Origin of the sequence: Psychrobacter okhotskensis, assembly GCF_013248965.1 — a bacterium.
Classification (GTDB): Bacteria; Pseudomonadota; Gammaproteobacteria; order Pseudomonadales; family Moraxellaceae; genus Psychrobacter; species Psychrobacter okhotskensis.
Window position 1 is genome coordinate 122,686 of record NZ_JABRVQ010000001.1, and the last position, 21,089, is coordinate 143,774.

Genomic DNA, 21,089 nt, shown 5'->3' on the forward strand with positions numbered 1-21,089 from the left:
GTCAAGAAATCGCTTTTTATTAAAATTCTAGCGCGCCTCGATATTTACGTTAATTTAAATTCAGGTTATTTTAAAGGTAAGTTGTCATAAATTGATAGGGTTCTGAACCATAAGACAGTCACCGTTAAGATAGGGTTAAGAAAATATGATTAAGGCCTCAGCCAATATAGGACAGGGTAATAATACTATAGTGCCTAATTCAGCTATGACTAAACAAGACACGCTTTGTTAATGTTTCTACACAATGTAACTGTCTTTTTCTCTTCTTTCTCATTTCTTAGGAAACCACCACCTTTTTGCCTTTAGATTCAATGGTTAAGTCAGCAAGGCAAATTAAACTGTCATTGCTAATGCCAGCTATTAAGTACTGTTTGGTACTTGGATCGTACTCGACGACCTCGACTGGCTGACGAGTTAAACGCTGATCTTGCTTAATAATCCATACATTGGCGCTCAAGGGTCTTAGTGGCTTATACGGTGGTCGCTGCAATTCTGTTAAGTCAACATCATGCAACGCGCGCTCGGGGACAATCGTACCGACGTCGATTTGACCATAATTCACTCGCCCCGTCACCTGCATATTAGGCTGTAGTTTTTCACGGCTGATTTCATTATTGACGACATTTACATGAACCAGAAGCTGTTTGGGCTGAACCGTTGCTGTCAATTTGCTGACCTGCCCAGTGAACTTATCCGACATGCCTTTAGCACTAAAATTCACTGTCTGACCGACCGAAAGCTGAGGCTCAGCTTGAATAGGGACAGTGGCCATAAAGTGTAATTCAGTCTCATCACTGAGTAGCAGTAGCGGTTGACGCGCGGCTAGCCCTTGTCCAGCTTTAGCATACAGCTTTTCGACGCGACCTGAAAAACTGGCACGTACAGTGGTTAATTGATAGGGCTGTTTGAGGTTAGCAGAGGTGTCATTACTGGTTGTTACCGTGCTTTTATCAACGCTAGGCTGACTGCTCTCTACATTTGCATCGTTTTCTGGTGGCGTTTTTTGGGCAGTGTTTTCTGTATTATTGTTTTTCGTAGGCTCATTTAAGGTTGCGAACTCTGCATCTGCGGCTGCGGCAACTGAGGTAGCCGCTGACTCTAGCGGTTTACTTGCTGTGCCCTGACGCTGAACGATTAGCAGAGGTGTGCCTTTTTCTACCCATTGGCCTTTTTCTACCAAGACTTGCTGCACAGTAAGTGCGTTCGCAGCGATGAATTGAGTTTTTTTGATCGGTTCAATCACGCCTTGCAGTCCCATGCTTGGCTGATAGCGTGAGGGCTTTATACTCAGAATATGGTCAGGCGTCATAGTAACGCTATCATCGTCAATAATAATGGGGGTTTCTACTGTTTCGCTATTTTCAGCCGTCACCGGTTCATCAGTAGGGGGCGAGGGCTGACAGCCTGCCAGCAGTAACAAAGCGCTGCATAAATACGCACTATTTCTTAAACCTCTATTTTTTCGACCTCTCAAAACTCTCATACCAAGCACTCTCGTAAACGTCATTTTATTATATAGTGAATTGAGGTAAGGGCAAATAACAGTATTATATTTATGCAACATGCCCAGACGGTAGATGGCAAAAGTAACCTGAGACAAATTAGGGAGCATAATCAAAAGACTCTCACTAACTCAATGATTAATTTGAACATAAATTCACTAAATGACTGGAAAACAACCAGTAACTGTGCTAAAACGAACATATAAAAATATAATGATACATATTTGTCACAAATGAAGATTATTCGGTAAGGTAAGTATTGTTTTTACTCAACCTTAAACCCTTTTGACCCTTTGTGTACATTTCAACAGATATCGAGCCAGTTAAATTTATGATGCTGACAAGGTTTAGGCTTGCCAGTTTTGAGCAAGTCTAAAAATTTCTATAAGCAAAGTGAGTCAGCAGATAGGCTGCTTTATAAAGACAAGCATCTGGCAGTTTTTTAAAAAATAAAAGCCAAAAATAGCGCTTAATACACGAAGATAATTGTCGCTAAAGTGCGTATAGTAACCGATGGTAACGCCATGCTTGATAGGCGAATACTGATAGAGAACATGTTAGCGATCGTGACAGCGTAAAATACAAACTTAACCGTTCATCTCAATCCAAGAATAAACCATTTTATAAATTGAAATAACTGTTAAAATTTTGCACTGGCAGATAGTGCTACGAATAATAGCCGTTTATAGGACAATGATAATGGAAAATAATTTTGAAGGTTTGAAAGTCATGGTTATCGATGACTCTAAAACCATTCGCCGTACTGCAGAGACTTTATTACAAAAAGCGGGCTGCGAAGTAGTGACCGCTATTGATGGTTTTGATGCTTTAGCCAAGATTGTTGATAACAATCCCGATATCATTTTTGTTGATATCATGATGCCACGTTTGGATGGTTATCAGACATGTGCATTGATAAAGAATAACCCTGACTATGCCAGTAAGCCTGTGATTATGCTGTCGTCTAAAGATGGTTTGTTTGATAAAGCGCGTGGACGTATCGTAGGTTCGGATGAATACTTGACTAAGCCATTTAGTAAAGATGAGCTGTTTGAGGCAATCAACCAATATCGCTAATACATAACGGCCTATATAATTGATAGCTAGGCAGTTAATTAGACAGTTATATTGGCATGATTAATGCATATAGCGGTACGGCTAAGGCAAGTAGCTGAGAGGACTGTTATTAAGAAAGTGAACTGTTGCTGACGTGATTATTGAATACTTTATAAATGAAGTGTTGACGTTAAATAACCACGTTATAAACAGCCCAGTGATCATGATGGTTATCAATCAGTGTTTGTCATTTCATAGGTACCACCGTAAAAATAGGTATCATCGTAAAAATAGTGTTGCCAACAAGGCATTAGGCATTATTTTTAATAGATTTGTCTCAACAATATATCCGAACGGATATCATCGAAAATAAAGGAAATTTCCATGGCTACTGTTTTAGTCATTGACGACTCGCCATCTGAGATGGCGAAATTTCGCGACATGCTTGCAAAAAACAACTATCAAGTCCTTGAAGCGACAAATGGTGAGCAAGGTTGTCAAATGGCAGCCGATCATTTACCAGATGTCATCTTGATGGATGTGGTTATGCCTGAAATGAATGGTTTTCAGGCCACCCGTAAGATAACACGTGGCAAAACAACGTCGCATATTCCGGTCATCATGATCAGCACCAAAAATCAAGAAACGGATCGTGTTTGGGGTAAGCGTCAAGGCGCTAAAGAATATATCACCAAGCCAGTTGACGAAAATGGTCTGGTCAATGTCATTCGCAAAGTAATGGGGTAACTTGTGGCTTCCAGAGGATTTATTGAGCTTCTGCGTTTAGCAGATTTGGCACGCGCGCGCAAAAGTGGCCGTCACGGCGGACAAGAATCCGACTGGCAAGGGGTAGTATTCGAGATTGGTGGTCAGCGTTTGGTCGCACCAATGGGTCAGGTTTCAGAAGTACTGACCATGCCGGAGTTCACCAGTTTGCCCTTAGTAAAGCCCTGGATGCTCGGCATTGCTAATATTCGCGGACGCCTATTACCATTGATGGACTTGTCCGAGTTTTTGCAGGTGCCCAGTCGCTTGGCACAAATGAGTCAATGTAAAGTTATTGTCATCGATCATGACAATGTGTTCTCAGGCTTACTTGTCGATCAAGTGCTAGGTATTGAACAGTTTACTCGTGGTCAATACCGTCCAGAAGCCCTTGAAAACGACTCGCCATTTGCACCTTACAATCATGGCAAGTTTTTTAAAAATGAACAAGATTGGTATATTTTTATGCCAAGCTTGTTGGTGCAAGATTTGCAGTACGCTGATGCGGCGCTATAACTGTCTGTCATAGAGTATTTGCTGTCATAAAATACTCGACTGCTAGCACCTAGCACGATAAAAATAAATACCGACTGACATGATACGGTTGTATGTCAGCATTCATACAGGCTTTGTTAATCACTGTTGTTTTGATAACAATATGATTGTCGAAGTCAGTCACGATAAGACTTTGACGATTGTTCGAAAGGAATACGCAAGATGAGTGATGTTATAAATAACCCTGTAGCTGGTAATAGTAAAACGACCCCCACGGTGAAAGACGCTAATAATACTTGGAAGTTATTATTAGGGCTTTTTGCTTTATTGACTGTGGCCTGTCTGATTTGGCTGGTCAATTCACTATCATCAGTGAGTCAATATCTGACCAATTTCAATCAATCAGTGGTATTGCCGGTGATTTTGTTTGTGATAGGTGTCGTAGGTATTTTATTTGCCCTATACCAATTACTCAAGCAACGTGGCGGCTCAGAGCATCTACTCATCGAAAAAGAGACCTTGCGTCGTCGCCAAGAAGCAGAAGCGGAATCTGAGCGTGCTCGTCAAATTCAAGAAGAAAACGAGCGTAACCAGATCGCAATTTTGCGTTTGCTTGATGAATTGGGTGATTTGGCAGATGGTGATTTGACGGTTAATGCGACCGTATCAGAAGACTTTACGGGGGCGATTGCTGATTCGGTAAACTTTGCCATTGACCAATTGCGTCAGTTGGTATTGGTTATTAACAGCACGGCTGATCGCGTCTCGCAGTCCTCAGAACAAACCCAGATGAATGCCGTTGAGCTTGCTGAAGCCTCAGAAAACCAAGCGCAAGAAATCGCGGGCGTATCGGCTGCGATTAATGAGATGACCGTCTCGATTGACCAAGTTTCGAACAACGCGGCAGAGTCTGCAACGGTTGCCCAGCGCTCGGTTGCCATCTCTTATAACGGGGCAGAGGTTGTACAGCGCTCTATTGAAGGCATGAATGTTATTCGTGACCAGATTCAAGAGACCTCAAAGCGTATTAAACGTCTTGGTGAATCTTCGCAAGAAATTGGTGATATCGTTGGTTTGATTAATGATATTGCGGATCAGACCAACGTATTGGCATTGAACGCGGCTATTCAGGCATCAATGGCAGGGGAGGCTGGTCGAGGTTTTGCGGTCGTTGCTGATGAAGTTCAACGTCTGGCTGAGCGTTCAGCCAATGCCACCAAACAGATTGAAACCTTGGTAAAGACTATTCAGGCAGATACCAACGAAGCCGTGATGTCAATGGAATCAACGACTTCTGAGGTTGTGCGCGGTGCGCGTTTGGCCAAAGATGCTGGTGAAGCTCTAGAAGAAGTACAGAGCGTTTCTAATACCTTGGCAGATCTGATTCAAAATATCTCAAACGCCGCCCAACAACAGGCTGAGTCTGCTGGTCACATCTCTCATACGATGAATATTATTCAAGACATTACTTCACAAACATCATCGGGTACGATGGCCACAGCGCGCTCTATCGGCGAGCTAAGTGAAATGGCTGCCGCTCTCCAAGAGTCAGTTACGGGCTTTAAAGTATCAAACGATGATGAGCAATTAGAAGCGGAAGAAAGCTTAGTAGCCAATGCTTAATCAATCGCTTTTGCTTAATGGCTAATGCTTAATAATTAATTATTAGCCATCATAAACAGCCATTAAGCTTAGGGTGTTGTTATCTTGAGATTTTAATCAAAGGACTGCTCTAATATTAAGAGTGGGCAGCAGGAGCAAGAGCAGGTCACGTGGATAATCGTACTCAACAAGACGCTAATATAGTCGATAAAGCCAGTTCCGATTCGGTAACAGCTTTAAGGCAAGATGATAGTTTTGATACGCAGCAATGGCAACGCTATATAGAGCAAGAAATCGGCTTTGTTTTACCCGATATTCAACGCCAGTGGCTAGTAAATGCGATTGATCGTACCGCTGTTGCGAATGGATTATCAGCGCTGCAACTATGGCGTCAATTGCCGAACAACGATGCGCTGCGCCAGCAACTATTGGATAAAGTGCTGATTCACGAAAGTCGCTTCTTTCGCCACTTGCCTTCTATAGATTTTGTCACAGAGTGTGCCTTGCAGCATCAGTGCCTGACGCTAACAGATGACAGTATTGATGAGACGTTTCGCATTTGGAGTGTCGGTTGTGCCAGTGGGCAGGAGACTTGGTCGCTTGCCATGAGTTTGGCATCGAAGCAGCTGGTTAACTATGTCATATTAGGCACTGATGTCAGCCAGCAAGCACTGACAAAAGCACGTATGGCACAGTACGACCAACGCCAAAAAACGTTAATTCCGTCTTGTTGCCAGCCATTTATTCATCCATTACGTCCTGAGACTATGACTGAACAATCGACTGCCTGTGATTTATCTATACTAAAAAATGCTAGCAGTCACACTCGAGTACATTGGCAAATCGCGCCAACTTTACAGCAGTATGTTAGCTTTGCTTTACACAATATCATCAATCAAGAACCACCCACCCCGCATCTACAACAGGTCATTATCTGCCAAAATATGCTGCTATATTTTCGTAAGTTTGATCAACGGGATATTCTGACCAAGCTGTCAGAGCAGTGTGCCTTAGGTGGTTATATTGTATTGGCTCCAGGTGAGGCGTTGTTTTGGCGTCCTTCAAATATGCGCCGTATTGCGCACCCACAGATTAATGCGTGGCAAAAGATCAGTGCCTAAATTACCGCCTAGACGAGTTAGGATAAACCTATGAAAAACCAGCCCAATGACATGGTGACGCTCGAGTGGCTACTACCACTTTTTAATCAGCAATTATCACAAGTATCTGATGGCTGGCAATTAGGCGCTGATAGCACTAATTACGAGCAAATGGTACAGCACTACCATCAAGTTGGTGGCGCTCTAACTATGGTTAACCTGCCTTTATTGGCAGACTTAGCGACTAAGCTAAGTCTGTTGGCAGGTGCTGGTCGCCAAGAGGACTTTACTACTGACGATTGCCGCAATGGTCGGTTTTCTCATCGTCTGTTACAACGTGAGCTGACGCAGTATATGCGTACAGGCAGTCATCATACGGCTTTGATCAATAGAGCCGCTGCTGATCTTACTCAGTCACTATCACGACGAGGTATTGCGACAGATCTTTTTTCACAGCCATCTAGCACTACTAAAAATACACCTCACGAACATTTGATTAATAGCGATTTTAGCGCTGAAAATGTCATCGATGATATTGAATTAATCGTACCAAACCCGGCGGCAGATGCCCATCTAGACATTCAGCAATATCAGCAGTTATTGTTGGTTTGGCGTCAGCAAGTACAAGCATTGTTAGCTGCTAATAGCAATCAGCCCTCTATACTAGCCCTCTTGCAAAAAGTCAGTGAGTACTTATGGCAAAGCACAAAAGAGGGCGATGTGCAGCGTCTATGGTATCTAACCGAGTTATGGCTGCACGATCTTGCCCACAATAAAACACCATTGCCTGAGCACTATGCGCCATTATTAGCGCAGCTTGAGCAAGTGATTGAGTCAGGCAGTCATCAGACTAAGCTAGCATCGAGCGTTATTAAAGACTTGATAGCCAGTATTTATATTGAGTTAAGTGGCCTTGCACAAAGTAGCGAGCATACGCAATCTATTCTCAATAATTTACCGCAAAGTGAGACTGTGGCTTCGCGTTTTTTACCGCGCATATTGAGTGAGCTTGAGACGCTCATATTCAGTCTTGATCAGCCGCAAACTTTATTGAATCCATTACAGCGTATAAATAGTCAGCTCGAAGCTCGAGGTTGGACACTCTATGCGTCACAAGTCGCATTTATTCTAGCAGATATCGAACGTGCTCTCTCCTCAGAAACAGGGTTTGCACAAGAGCAATGGCAGATCGAACGCCAGCTCCAAGAGCTATATAGTGCTATTTATAATACCGAACAGACGATATCTACCAAAATAGGGGACGCAGCTGACTTTACTTTGAGGTCTGATAGCGCTGACTCGCGGTTAGGAGCTAGTACGGACAGCAGCGCTGCTACGAAAGACTTACGTGAACTGCGCATTGCTGTTGAAGACATAAAACAGCGCTTTAACGCCTATATACAGCGTCAAGATACTTCCCTCTTACCTGAGACGGCTGAGCTGACAGACATCGGCCACACTTTTGATGAGATGGGCTTGCCCTCAGTCCGTGAAGCGACTGATGCGATAGCCAACCTATTTGTACAACTGACGACTCATGATGTTAATGTGCTCAGTTGGAATGTTACTCAAGCGTTGGCTGAGGGCTTGACCTCTATAGAGCTGCTGCTAGACTATCTGGCGCAGCAGGTCTTTGACCAACCATTATTAGCGCTGGCAAATCAGCATATCGATAATGCTACCATACTGCTGAATGACTATATTCAAGCGCCTGAAAGTGTTGAGCACAGTTTCCTTAGCCAAAAACCTGTGGCAACTGATGTGCTGCGCTACGATGATAGTGGAGAGATTGCGCCTGTTACTGAGCATGCCGTCAATGACCAAGCTTCTGATATCCAGGCTTCTAATACGCCAAACCTTGATACAGCAAGTGTAGACGATGAAACTGTATTAGAAGATGAGAGCGACGACCTCATAACGAATAGTGCTGTAGTAGGTAACTTTAACACTGCAAGCGATAGTGAAGACTTGCTGCGCGCGCGTGAACAAGTGAAACCTGACACTTTTGATATAGATGAAGACATTCGGGACATTTTCATCGAAGAGGTGACAGAGGTCGTCGAGGACTTAGAAGATTTTTTACCGATTTGGCAGCAAGACTCACAAGATCTAACGCCATTAACAGAAGTGCGCAGAGGTTTTCATACCTTAAAAGGCTCGGGACGCATGGTTGGTGCTTTTAGCATCAGTGAGATGGCATGGGCCATCGAAGATCTGCTGAATCGTCTGTTGGATAAGACATTACCCGTCACGGACGATGTCGTTGCCTTGGTGACAGAGAGCACTAAGCGATTATCAGTCTTGGTTACAGATTTTACAGCACAACAACCGCCAAGCTTTGATCCTGCGGTAACCATTTTACAGAGTCATAACTTGATGACAGGACAGCCGGTTAACTCGGGTTTAGAAACTTCTATAGCTGCACCATCAGGCATTGTATTCAGCGAAGATTATTCTATATTAGATGAGACTCTTGACTTAGGTGAGCCCATGTCAATTGCTGACTCTACTGAGTTGGCAGATGCTGCAGATACGATTAATGATTCTCAAACTGTACAGAAAGAGGCTGGAGACAGAAATCCAATAGACTCTCTTTCTGGTTTAGCATTACCAGCCGTACTCGTTCCTTTTATGCAAGAGACTGAGCAGTTACCAACGGATGCGAATGATGCTGATCCTGATATTAAAGAAATCTTTATAGAAGAAGCCAATGAAGTGCTGGCCGACATCGTGCCTTTATATGAGCATTGGCAGCTGTCACCCACTGATTTAAGCGATTTGGCGGATATTCGTCGTGGATTCCATACGCTAAAAGGTTCTGGTCGCATGGTAGGCGCCAACTATAGTGGCGAGCTAGCATGGTCTATAGAAAACATGCTCAATCGCATTTTGGATAAGAGTATCGTCGCGTCAGCCGATATAAGACAGCTTATCGCCGATGTGCTAGGCGCGTATCCCGCCATGCTAACTGCCTTTGAAAATAATAACAGTCAAGGTTACCCCGCATTGGTGCCGTTATGGATTACTTGTGCTAACGCTTTTAGTAAGCAACTAGGCGATGAATTCAGCTATGTTGAGTTATATAAGCAAGCGTTGAGCTCTACTGAGCAGTATTCTGCAGTGCAGCCTGATGATACGATTGACCGTATCCATGATGATAGTAGCAATGATGATATTGAAGATATGGATAGTATGTTGCAGACAATTCATTCGGTTAATGCGATGATGGCAGAAGCACCCGTTATTTTGACGCATCAAAATGCAGAAGAAAAAGCATTTTTTGAGATTTTTATCGACGAAGCAGAAGCGCTATTACAAGATATCAATACCTTTGTTGATGATCATCAAGGCCAGCCTCACATTGCAGTCAGTGATGATATTGTTCGTGCCTTCCATACCCTAAGAGCCGCGTCTGGCTCTAGTGCTTTAGCGGCGATTAGCGAAGTCAGTGCGATGATTGAGCAAAGCTTAGAGCTATTACAACAGCAGGATGCTTCTATGAATGCGCAACACCTAGAAGCATTAGCCCAGTCTGTGACACTGATGGATGGCTACCTCAATAATTACAAACAGAATGCCCAGCAGCAAACCATATCGACAGAAGAGTCGCAAAGCCAGCAAGATATTGCCTCATTACAAGCCATGCTGGGTGAGCAGTATGCCATCGGCGATCATAGCGAAATTACGAATAACAAGCCCACTATAGATCAGCTATTAGATGAAAATATTGATGAGTTGCTCGATGCTGAATGGCAGTTAAATGAGGCGCTGAGTCACTCTGATAGTGAGCAGGTTCAGACATATATAGAGCAACAACTTGCCCAAATAAATTATCTATCTAGCAAAGCGCTAGAGTTTCCAAAATTCAGCGCGATTCTTGGTGCATTAGCAGCGGCTTATACTTACTTAAATGATCATCCTGAAACAGCAGCTGATGCTGCTATTCAAACCACGTTACTGGCTGGACATGCTCAGCTAGTAGGGCTATTCGATGCCTTGGCTGGTAGTACCTCACTAAAAGTTGATGAGCAAGTGCTTGAAGGTTTACAGCGTATTGCTAATGGCACTGCCAGCAGTGATGAGGCTATCGACGAGTATAATGATGATCTGCCTAGCGTGCAAAGTGTCTCTGCCCCTGAGTTGCAGCTAGAGTCTATCGATACCGATATTGAATTATTAGAGATCTTTTTAGAAGAAGCGCAAGAGCTCGATGATGCGCTTGCCGAGAGCTTTAACAAATGGCGTGCGGACATCTCTAACATCAATACTCTAAAAGTATTGCAGCGTCATTTGCATACCATTAAAGGTGGTGCGCGCATGGCAGGTATCCGTAGTATTGGAGACTTGACTCATGAGGCGGAGAGTATTTACGAAGCCTTTGTAGAGCATAGACGCGAGCCAACCACCCAGTGGCTTGAGATTATGCAAATCGTGCAAGATACCTTGTCGTTGCAAGTGATGCATATGGTCAAGCATCAGCAATCGTTTTTTGCACCTGAACTTATTGAGCAGCTGCAACAGTTTGAGAAAGCACAAGCATTACCAGATAATGTCAATCTGATTGTACCGGTGCCAAAAAACCATGCTGACGCTGAGCCGCAAGTTTTTGCTAATGATGCGACAGACAGTAATGTCAAGACCACAGAAGTATTAACGCTTGATAGAATGATTAAGCAGTCATGGGCCAATGGCTTACCGGACCCTGATATCTTAGAAGTGTTTTTAGAAGAAGCGGCAGCGCTTACCAATAATAATCAATATTTGCAGTTATTCTTAGATAACGTGAGCGATACCGTTGCCTTGCAAGCGCTACAGCGTGACCTACATACCCTTAAAGGTGGCGCAAGAATGGTCGCAGCAAATGGCATAGCGGACTTGTCACACGAAATGGAAGCAGTCTACGAAGACCTTGCTAGTCGTCGCCGTCCTGCAACGAAAAAAGTCCAAGAGTTACTGGTGGCTTGTCATGATTGGTTAGCAGATGCTCTGTTTATTCTAAAAGAGCGGGTCAACCCGCCAACACCTGGATTGTTGATAGAGGCGCTACAAGTATTCAGTAAAAATCCTGATAGCCTAAAACAAATACCTGATGAATCGCTGCAAGGGCAGCGAAAAGCTATCTTGACCGCCAAGGAAAAGCAAAATTCAGATGGTAGGGTCAAAGACATCAGTAAGATGCCATCGATGGTCGGCAAGTTCACTGGGCAAGAGCAGAGCGTTAGTAGCAATGAGATGATTCGTATCTCAGGTGGTCTAATCGAGCATATGATTAACTTGTCTGGTGAGTCAGCGATTAACCGTGCTCGTATTGACATGGGTATGAGTAGCTTGACCAACAGCCTTGAAGAGATGGGCATCACGGTACAGCGTTTGGCGGATCAGTTACGTCGAATGGAGATTGAGCTTGAAGCTCAGATTTTATCGCAGATAGATGATGAGCTGATCAGCCATGAAGGCTTTGACCCGTTAGAGATGGATCAGTACTCCTCTTTGAATCAGTTATCAAAGTCTCTGACAGAGTCAGCATCGGATTTGGTTGATATCAATCATACACTGTTAGAAAAGACCCGAGATAGCGAGAGCTTATTATTACAGCTGTCGCGGACGCAAACTGAGCTACAAGATGGCTTGATGAACTCGCGTATGGTGCCATTTACGCGCTTGACACCGCGCCTTGAGCGTACCGTACGTCAAACGGCCAATGAGCTTAACAAGTCTGTTGATCTAACGATTATTAATGCCGATGATGAGATGGATAGAACCATTCTAGAGCGCATTACGTCGCCGCTTGAGCATATGCTACGTAACGCTGTCGATCATGGTATCGAAGACAGCGCAAGCCGTCTAAAAGCTAGTAAAGCACGCAGTGGTAACATTACTTTAGAAGTACTGCGCGAAGGCAGTGAAATTGTCATCAACTTGTCCGATGATGGGCGCGGTATCGATGTCGAAGCGGTTCGCAGCAAAGCAATTGCTCAAGGTCTTATCGATGCAGACGATAGTAGTCTGACGGATCTTGATATCATGCAGTATATTTTTAATGCAGGCTTGAGTACCAGTAAGCAATTAACGCAAATCTCAGGGCGCGGCGTTGGCATGGATGTCGTTATCAGCGAGATTCGTCAGTTAGGTGGCGTAGTATCTGTAGTCTCTGAGCTTGGTCAAGGATCGCGCTTTACCATGCGTTTACCACTCACAGTAGCAGTGTCGGATGCCCTAGTAGTGCGGGCAGCAGATCGCTACTATGCCATACCATTGGTTCAGATTGAGCGTGTGGTACGTATTAACCCAGAAAAGCTTTATGACTACTATCAGTCAAATGATGCGACCCTCAACTTTGAAGACAATGATTATCGCGTGCGTTATTTAAATGAGATTTTATCAGGCAATAAACTCAATGAATTGGTGGTCAATACCAATACAAGCTTGCCGGTGATTATCATTAAAAACCGTACTGGACAGAATATTGCCCTGCAGGTCGATCAGATAGCTGGCTCGCGTATCGAAGTCGTGGTAAAACCGTTAGGGCAACAATTCTCCAACCTATCAGGTATTTCCGCTGCTACCATCATGGGTGATGGCTCGGTCATGCTTATCTTAGATTTGATTGCCTTGATGCGTAATGCGCCAGTGCTCAAAGAAGTTGCCTCGTCTACTGGCTCTAAGCACAGACGTTTGGAGTCTCAGTCAACAGTGATGGTCGTCGATGACTCGGTCACGGTACGTAAAGTCACGTCGCGCTTCTTAGAGCGTCAAGGCTACAAAGTTGCCGTTGCCAAAGACGGTGTCGATGCGATTGAGATACTACAAGAAACGATACCGGATCTCATCCTCTTGGACATTGAGATGCCGCGCATGGATGGCTTCGAAGTGGCCATTCAAATACGTCATAATAAACGCTTGCAGCATATCCCAATTATCATGATTACCTCACGTACTGGTGAAAAGCATCGCGAGCGTGCTCTGGAAATTGGGGTGAACGATTATATGGGTAAACCCTTCCAAGAAAACGAGCTACTCAATAAAATCCAAACGCTATTGGGTGAAGAGGTCAGCTTGACTCATGAAGGATAATGTACCTGCTCTATTAGCGCTCAAAGAAAAAAACCAAAATGATATCAAGGTGCTGGTGGTCGCAGAAGACCATCACCAGCGCATGGCCTTTTCGGATACCGTACGCAGTTGTGGTTTTATCTTGGTTGATTGTGTGACACGGGCGCAGCTGAATACCAAGTTTGAACTTTATGAAGCACCTATTGATATCTGGCTAATAGACAGTGATTATGATGACGGCGTTGCCACGGCTACTACTGTGTCTCAATCGATTGGAGTGTTGGTGGGTTTTAGTCAAGCGCCTTATCTAAATGAGGCGCAGCAGTATGCTAAATGGCAACGTAAACTAAAGCGTAAACTTGCGCAGATGTTGTCTCTACCAGCATTGGTGGATACCCAAGCTTACCAGAGTGATACCAGCGATTGGCGTTACGTGGTGTTCTTGGGGGCGTCTATGGGTGGCCCTAGCGCTGTCAAAGAATTCTTAGATAATTTGTCACCCACGCTACCCATTTGTATCTTATTGGCGCATCATTTCAATCAGACCATGATTGGTACGCTGCCACGTATACTTAATCGCCATAATGAATGGCGCTGTCAGGTGATTACCTCATCACAACGTTTGCAGTCAGGTCAGTGTTTAATTGCTCCTATTGACAAGCAAATTGTCTGCGATTCGACTGGTCGGATTATATTGCTTGATAAAGCATGGGATGGTGATTATAAGCCTGCTATCGGTCAAATCCTAAAAAACACCAGCGATGTATATGGTAGTGAGCTGATTAACATTATTTTTTCAGGTATGGGCAACGATGGGGCTCAGCATCTGGACTTAATTCAAGACAATGACAGTCAGTTATGGGCACAAGATCCAAAGGTAAGTGCTTGTCCCAGCCAACCACAGGCAATTATTGATTCTGGATACTGCGATTTTATTGGTAGCCCAGTGGCTTTAGCACAAAAACTTACCGACTATATTGGTGAAAGAGTGGCGGTTGCCTCTTCGTATTAATCTATTGTGAGCGACTTATGAAAGAAATTCTAAAGCATTCGTTTGAAGCAGTAAGTTTGCTGACCACGAACAACGGTATGCTCGATGTCACTATCGTCCCAGCATTCAATCAGCCTGATTGGATCATTCCGAGCAGTTTGATTTTGAGTGTGGATGCTCTTGATGAGCATATCTGGACTTATCTGTGGCAACAACAAGAAGTGGTTGTATTCCACTTATTATCTAGCGAGCAGGTGCCAGATAAGATCATCGTATTAGAGGGCAATACGGCAGCCCATCGCATGGCGTTACAGACAGCTGGTGAACTGCGCCAACGACAGGTGCGTATCTCTGAGGTTAAGGATGGTGAGCTTCCAGAGCAGTATCACGCTGATAATATAAGCCATAACGATGCTAAAAAAGCGAAAAATAGCGATAATAAGACTGTTGAAGCGACTGGTGAAAACCCTACCGTTGGCGAAATTGACTATGTCAAAGAGCGCTTTCAAGAAAACGTTGTACAATCCTACTTGTTTCAAACCGTAATTATCGATAGTATTCCTTACTTGGTGCCCGATTTGGATAAAATTGCGCATCAATTGGTTGATTTAGACAGCTAGCTTGTTTAGTAAGAGGGCTGATAGTGAATAACGATTCATTATAAACCTAGTTATGACTAACCCAGCCGCGATGGTCATGCCGTTAGCTGCTGTCTTTATCTATAAATGTTGGTCAGAGGTAGTAGGGCAGCTTATGAATAATATCAATGCGAGTGTTTCCAAGTGGTCAGTCGCTAGCCGCTTATTTCACTGGATCAGTGCGGTTTTATTACTGGTAACGTGGATCATGATCCTGTTATACCAAAATCTTGATAGCAATCTCTATATTGGTTTGCATAAGGCGTTTGGCATAAGCTTGTTATGTTGGATGATAGCGCGGGTTATTAATCGCGTCTTTACCAAAGCACCACCAGCATTACCAATGCCAAAATGGCAGCTATTGATGTCAAAGCTGTCGCACTTTGTGCTCTATGCTTTGTTAATTGCGATGCCACTAGCTGGCTTGCTGATGTCCGTCTATGGTGGTCGACCAGTAGACATATTTGGCTTGTTTCAGATTCCTATCTTTGTCACGCCAGATAGGGGTTTAGCGCGTTTTTATAATGACTTACATACCGATATTATTTGGCCCATGATTATTGCTTTTACTGTGCTACATATTGGCGCGGCTTTGTATCATCAATTTGTCAAAAAAGACAGTCTGATGGCTCGTATAAAATGACTAATAATTCAGCAAAATATATACCCACAAAAAAGCCCTCAGTACGATACTGAGGGCTTTTTAGATGAAGTGTTTTTAAATTAGAGCTTAATGCGGGCGCTTTTCCATATGCTTTTGGGCAGATTACTTCTTATGCTCAGGCAAATTGATATTCATCTCTAGCACATCTAAGCTGTCTTCAGAACGATGATTGATGTTCACATCATCAATTTGCACGCCATTGACGTACTTATTCACCACTTCTAATATTTCACGTTTCATTTTTTCGATACGATCCGCCGTTAAGCGGTTGTTTAAGCGATTTTCACTCGCAACGATAACCTTGAGACGCTCAGTGGCTAGGTTGGCGCTACCGACAGTGTTGCCATCATCAGTACCGAACAAACTACTCCAAAATCCTTTTTTCTTACTCATCATTAACCCCCAAACCAGCGCTGTAATAGACTCTTTTTCTTCACATCAATATGACGTAACGGACGCTCTTCGCCTAAGAAACGGGCGACAATGTCATCATAACATTGACCAGCGATAGAATCGGTATAATGGATCACCGGCTCACCGTGGTTAGATGCTTCAAGCACTGAATGGCTTTCAGGAATAACGCCAAGTAGGGGTACTTTTAAGATATCGTTAGAGATGGTATCGATGTCCATCATCTCATTCGCTGCTGCACGTTCGGCATTATAGCGAGTGATAACCAAATGCTCACGGATAGAGCCTTGGTTCTCTTCGATTTTTTTGGTGCGGCTTTGTAAAATACCGATGATACGATCCGAGTCACGTACTGAGGAGATCTCAGGGTTGGTCACGATGATCGCTTCATCAGCATGATACATCGCTAACTGAGCACCGCGCTCGATGCCAGCAGGCGAATCACAAATGATATAGTCGAACTGCTTAGACAGCTCAGCCATTACTTCGGACACCCCTTCGTCGGTCAGTGCATCTTTATCACGCGTCTGACTGGCAGGCAGGATATATAAGTTTTCAAGCTGCTTATCTTTGACCAGTGCTTGTGATAAGCGAGCGTTACCGCTGATGACGTCTACAAAGTCATAAACAATTCGATTTTCACAGCCCATGATCAAGTCTAGGTTACGTAGACCTACATCAAAATCGATAACAACCGTCTTATAGCCACGCAACGCCAAACCGGCAGCAAAAGAGGCACTCGTGGTGGTTTTGCCCACACCGCCTTTACCTGAAGTGATTACAACAATCTTCGCCACAATGGCACACTCCTATGAATCAATGGGATATCTATTAAATAAAATAGCGCATTTGCTTATGCTTTGCATACTTATTATTCACATGCAATATATGTGCTACCTGCGAGCGTAAGCCTAGCATATATAAACAAAAATTTATAGCAAGTCTGCACTAAAGCTCAAAAACAGCCAATATCTGTGTTAAGTACTGCTGCTACTGGCTGTCAGCGCTCGCAAACATAGTAAATAGTGGCAGAGACAGCAGATTAGCATAGGGCAGTTTTGTTAAATAAACTTACTACAATATTAAACGAGTCGCCTAGCCCTAAACGCATTATGACTATCAAGTAGTGACCATCTAAGTATTGACTATCTATAGTTATTACAGAAGGTAGCTAATATAGATAGCCACTACAGAGATTTTCTTGGGCATTCATACATAGCAGCAATATACCACTAGGCGTCTAAGCCTCATCCATCACGGTAAAGACCAAGCCTTGACCCTCTATAAAGCGTACTTGTACGGGCTTGTCGATCACGTGTTCGGGTAAGTTGTCTCGTAGGCAGTAAGTGCCGGCGACCGATACCAAGGAGGGGTTAAAGACCTGACAAAAAATACGAGCATCTTTATCACCCGTGGCTCCTGCGACCAAACGGCCTTGGGCGCGGCCATAAACATGCAAGCTGTTGTCGGTAATGGCTTCAGCGCCACTATTGACACTGTTGGTCAAAATCAAATCCCCACCGACGTGGTTAAGGCTTTGTCCTGAGCGCAGCATTTGATCATAGATGAGGCTAGTAATATGCTCAGCGCTGACTAAAGTCTCTGCTGGAATATTAGAGAGAGTCGTCTCGGTCGCTGTCTCAAGTGCGGGTTCAGACGCTGCGGCTACGTCATTCGTGCTGGTTGACTCTGTACTTTTGGCTTCTGATGCTTTACTGACCTGAGCAGTGGCTTTTTTGCTGGGTAAAATACGCTCGATACGTTTGCCATCAGCAGGGAAGATTGCCAATCGTTGTTCTCGCGCTTGGGCATCTAATACACCTGTTACGACACCGATAGGTTGTACGCCCCATGACCATAATAGCTCTACCAATGCTGACAGGTCTTGTTCGATCTCGCTATCGATAAGGATAGGGATATTGCTGGATTTGTTGCTGAGCGTTTCGGCAAGCTGAGATTCGATAGCGCTCAAATCATTGGTACTGAACTGCAAACGCGAAAAGGTGAGCATCTTGCCATAAAAGGCGAGAGCAGGGATGCTACTCGGGGCTTGTGCGCTGCTGTCGTTGTCTGAAACCGTCATAAGATTGATCCTCAAAAAATGTCGTATTGCTGCATGCGTACTATATTTATTATTATTTAGTGGTTATTTATTAGGTGCTGGTTATCTATCAGGTACTAGCTATTTGTCAGCTATTTTTAGCAAGATTTTATAAGTTAAGCATATCTTGATGCTTCCATTGCTGTACTTTTACCTGTGCCTCAAACTCTGTCAAACTGTCCTCAATGATACTCGAAATTAAAGTATCCAGCGCTGTGTTATTGGTATCGATTTGCGCCACGCCGCTGGCAATAGCGACCATCAATGCATCGAGGCGTTCTGCATCGAGTAGCCGCTCGTTTAGAGCAATGACTACGTTTTCACCGATATTGTGTCCGACATGCTGCAATTGTGACTCAATCAAGCCGCCGGCGATTGGTATCATGCGCAAGTAGCGACGCAACTCAGGCGTATTGGCCAAACCTTCCTTAATCGCTTCGCCCATCGCACCGGCTATCATATTGCTACCTCCCGGCGAGGCGGTCAGCGCTTGTAGTTTTGGCGCCAGTTCTGTGCGTAGTAGCGACAACAGGGCGGCTTCAATCTCATGGCGATTGCGCGCAATCGTTGATTCGATAAAGGACTTGTGCGTTTCAGGGTTGGTAAGTTGCTGACGAAAGTTGTCGATGGTCGTCAAAATTACCCTATCTGACAACTCTTCTAATAACAGCTCAATATAGAACTTGATACGAGCAATCCATGACTGCGGCAGTACTTGATAGCCAAGCTGATATAGCCGGCGGCCGATGACCACCACCCGAAATAACCGTAGCGCGCGTAGCTGTGGAAAACAGCCTAACACTTCATACCAATGGACAAAGGGAAAAAAGAACCAGCGATAATAAGCTTTTTGCTTAACGGCAATCGCCCAACGTACCAACAGTTCTACGATTAAAAATATGGTAAAAAAGCCACCCGCCGTACGCAATGGATCGTGCAAGGTGTTCTGATACCAGTTGAGCGCATCACTCAATGCCAGCCATCCTGCGACATTACTACTAAAACCACTCATCAAGATGGCATCGATACTGATCAATAAAAGATCAATACTAATAGCAACAATCATCAAGATGTCATACGTCAGCTTAAAGCGACTTGGCTTGGGACGATTTGATCGTGGCGGCTGCTCGATCGAGGAATGAGTGCTCGGAGACTGACTGTTTGCTAAGTTCGATGACTCATTTGGCATTGCTGCTATCGGCGAGCTTTTAGTGGGAGAGGCGGGCACAGTCATACCTTATTAGTAAGAAATGGCATAAGAAATCATGTCATCAGTAGGCGCTGCTAGTGAGGACATGATTACTAAATAAGCGAGCGTTTTAATGACTATTCACATTATCAATGAATGGCATCAAAAAACAACCCATCAACCATTATAATTTGGTATTTTATACAAATTGAGTAACCTTGATATTAGGGTGTGTTCTCAATCTGAACCTTAAGCAGTAAATGCGCTAAAAATGGCTAAATATTTGCCAAACTTCGTCAAGTAGCTTGCTAATCTCTCGATATTATCCGTACTATTTTCTCTGTTCAGCTGCCATTTATCTTATTTTTATCACTATTTTCAAAATGAGGACACGCCACAGCCAGTCTTTAGTATTTAAATAGCAGCGTAAAAAGTATGGCACCATTGTGGTTTGAAGGTTTACTGAAAAAATAAGTTATCTTTAGCCTATTTGCTCTGCGGATTGTCTGCAAAGTCAGCCAGCATCGTCGTAATAAGGTCATCTTTTTGACGCCATATCTGCTCAACCCAATCAAACATCTTCGCCTTGATTGACTCATCTTCTTCATAGCCACCATTCTTGATGCCAGCAAACAATTCATCAGGTATCTTAATATGGCGAACATCAACACCCAAGCGTGTAATATTGCCTTTCCACAGATCACCATAGGTTGGCACGCCATCAGGATAGACAATAGTCATGTCCAAGATACCATCGATGTCATCTCCCAAGGCATTAACTGCCAGAGCCAAACCGCCTGCCCGTGGTTTTAGCAGATTCGTATAGGGTGAGCCTTGTTTGTCATGTTTTTCTTGGGTGAAGCGCGTGCCTTCTAGATAGTTCAATAAGGTAAATGGCTTGTCTTTTAAGAGCGCACAAGCACGTTTGGCTTCTTCGATGTCTTTGCCTTTTAGGGCAGGGTTTTTGGCAACCTTTTCTTTAGAATGGCGGCGCATCATTGGGAAGTCTAAAAAATAAAAAGCTTGGCCAACGATTGGGATATAAATCAGCTCAAACTTGGTAAAAAATCGGGTGAGGGGCAGGCGCTTTTCACCAATGTATTGCACGATACTGGTATCGACCCACGACTGATGATTGCTAACCAGTAGATATTTGCCATCCATATGAACATCATTGGGCAAATTGATACGCCAATCTTTGCGTGGCAACATATTATCGATTAAAGCATTATTACTACTAATCCAGTGGGCAGCAATTTTTATCACGGTTTTATCCGCAATAGGGGCGCCAGTAATTATTTTGGTCGCACCCATTAGCCATAAGGGAATACTATAACCAAAGCTATTGGCTGCGATGACACTGGCTGCGGTGGTCAGCGAGACCGCTTTGCCCAATTTAGGCGCGCGTTGATGTATTTTTTGAATAGTAGAGGTCAGGCGCATGTTTAATCCCTTTTCTATCGATATTATTAATATATAAATGCTCCATTTCTGGAGTCGCTATCGTCGAAGTTTTTGGCGT

15 protein-coding genes are annotated in these 21,089 nt (G+C 43.9%); 9 read left to right on the plus strand and 6 right to left on the minus strand.

All coding sequences use genetic code 11. The features are described 5' to 3' along the window. Positions 1 to 277: 277 nt before the first annotated feature. A complete protein-coding gene (locus HQR03_RS00490) occupies positions 278 to 1,483 on the minus strand; it encodes an efflux RND transporter periplasmic adaptor subunit (protein ID WP_101212250.1) in 1,206 nt (401 codons plus the stop codon). Positions 1,484 to 2,201: 718 nt separating this feature from the next. Here HQR03_RS00490 and pilG point away from each other — a divergent pair. The 9 genes from pilG (at position 2,202) to HQR03_RS00535 (ending at position 15,845) form a co-directional block, all read left to right on the plus strand. Then, positions 2,202 to 2,579, plus strand: a complete 378-nt coding sequence (gene pilG, locus HQR03_RS00495; RefSeq protein ID WP_010201623.1) for a twitching motility response regulator PilG — start codon at positions 2,202 to 2,204, stop codon at positions 2,577 to 2,579. Positions 2,580 to 2,942: 363 nt separating this feature from the next. Then, positions 2,943 to 3,305, plus strand: a complete 363-nt coding sequence (locus tag HQR03_RS00500; RefSeq protein WP_025652330.1) for a response regulator — start codon at positions 2,943 to 2,945, stop codon at positions 3,303 to 3,305. Between the two features lie 3 nt (positions 3,306 to 3,308). Then, complete coding sequence (locus HQR03_RS00505; protein ID WP_173238778.1) at positions 3,309 to 3,839, plus strand: chemotaxis protein CheW; 531 nt, start codon at positions 3,309 to 3,311, stop codon at positions 3,837 to 3,839. Between the two features lie 201 nt (positions 3,840 to 4,040). Then, positions 4,041 to 5,441: a methyl-accepting chemotaxis protein gene (locus HQR03_RS00510; RefSeq protein WP_173238779.1), complete on the plus strand. Its 1,401-nt coding sequence runs from the start codon at positions 4,041 to 4,043 to the stop codon at positions 5,439 to 5,441. 149 nt (positions 5,442 to 5,590) lie between these two features. Continuing rightward, on the plus strand, positions 5,591 to 6,541 hold the full coding sequence (locus HQR03_RS00515; protein ID WP_025652333.1) for a CheR family methyltransferase: 951 nt from the start codon (positions 5,591 to 5,593) through the stop codon (positions 6,539 to 6,541). A gap of 30 nt (positions 6,542 to 6,571) precedes the next feature. Next, on the plus strand, positions 6,572 to 13,594 hold the full coding sequence (locus HQR03_RS00520) for an Hpt domain-containing protein (protein WP_173238780.1): 7,023 nt from the start codon (positions 6,572 to 6,574) through the stop codon (positions 13,592 to 13,594). Further along, on the plus strand, positions 13,584 to 14,585 hold the full coding sequence (locus tag HQR03_RS00525; protein WP_173238781.1) for a chemotaxis protein CheB: 1,002 nt from the start codon (positions 13,584 to 13,586) through the stop codon (positions 14,583 to 14,585). The genes HQR03_RS00520 and HQR03_RS00525 overlap by 11 nt, the downstream gene beginning before the upstream one ends. A gap of 17 nt (positions 14,586 to 14,602) precedes the next feature. Next, positions 14,603 to 15,184 (plus strand): hypothetical protein, encoded by a 582-nt coding sequence (locus HQR03_RS00530; RefSeq protein ID WP_101212260.1) that lies wholly within the window; start codon positions 14,603 to 14,605, stop codon positions 15,182 to 15,184. A 52-nt stretch (positions 15,185 to 15,236) separates the two neighbouring features. Then, entirely contained in the window at positions 15,237 to 15,845 is a 609-nt protein-coding gene (locus HQR03_RS00535) for a cytochrome b (protein WP_320158767.1), read from the plus strand. A 123-nt stretch (positions 15,846 to 15,968) separates the two neighbouring features. On the opposite strand, the gene minE is transcribed toward HQR03_RS00535, so the two are convergent. The 5 genes from minE to HQR03_RS00560 all read right to left on the minus strand — a co-directional run bounded on the left by minE (position 15,969) and on the right by HQR03_RS00560 (position 21,010). Beyond that, positions 15,969 to 16,259: a cell division topological specificity factor MinE gene (minE, locus tag HQR03_RS00540; RefSeq protein ID WP_025652337.1), complete on the minus strand. Its 291-nt coding sequence runs from the start codon at positions 16,257 to 16,259 to the stop codon at positions 15,969 to 15,971. 2 nt (positions 16,260 to 16,261) lie between these two features. After that, positions 16,262 to 17,074: a septum site-determining protein MinD gene (gene minD, locus HQR03_RS00545; protein WP_010201589.1), complete on the minus strand. Its 813-nt coding sequence runs from the start codon at positions 17,072 to 17,074 to the stop codon at positions 16,262 to 16,264. Positions 17,075 to 17,517: 443 nt separating this feature from the next. Next, complete coding sequence (gene minC / locus HQR03_RS00550; protein WP_173238782.1) at positions 17,518 to 18,360, minus strand: septum site-determining protein MinC; 843 nt, start codon at positions 18,358 to 18,360, stop codon at positions 17,518 to 17,520. Between the two features lie 127 nt (positions 18,361 to 18,487). After that, complete coding sequence (locus HQR03_RS00555) at positions 18,488 to 19,567, minus strand: hypothetical protein (RefSeq protein ID WP_374189997.1); 1,080 nt, start codon at positions 19,565 to 19,567, stop codon at positions 18,488 to 18,490. Positions 19,568 to 20,053: 486 nt separating this feature from the next. Further along, on the minus strand, positions 20,054 to 21,010 hold the full coding sequence (locus tag HQR03_RS00560; protein ID WP_173238784.1) for an acyltransferase: 957 nt from the start codon (positions 21,008 to 21,010) through the stop codon (positions 20,054 to 20,056). Between the last annotated feature and the right edge of the window lie 79 nt (positions 21,011 to 21,089).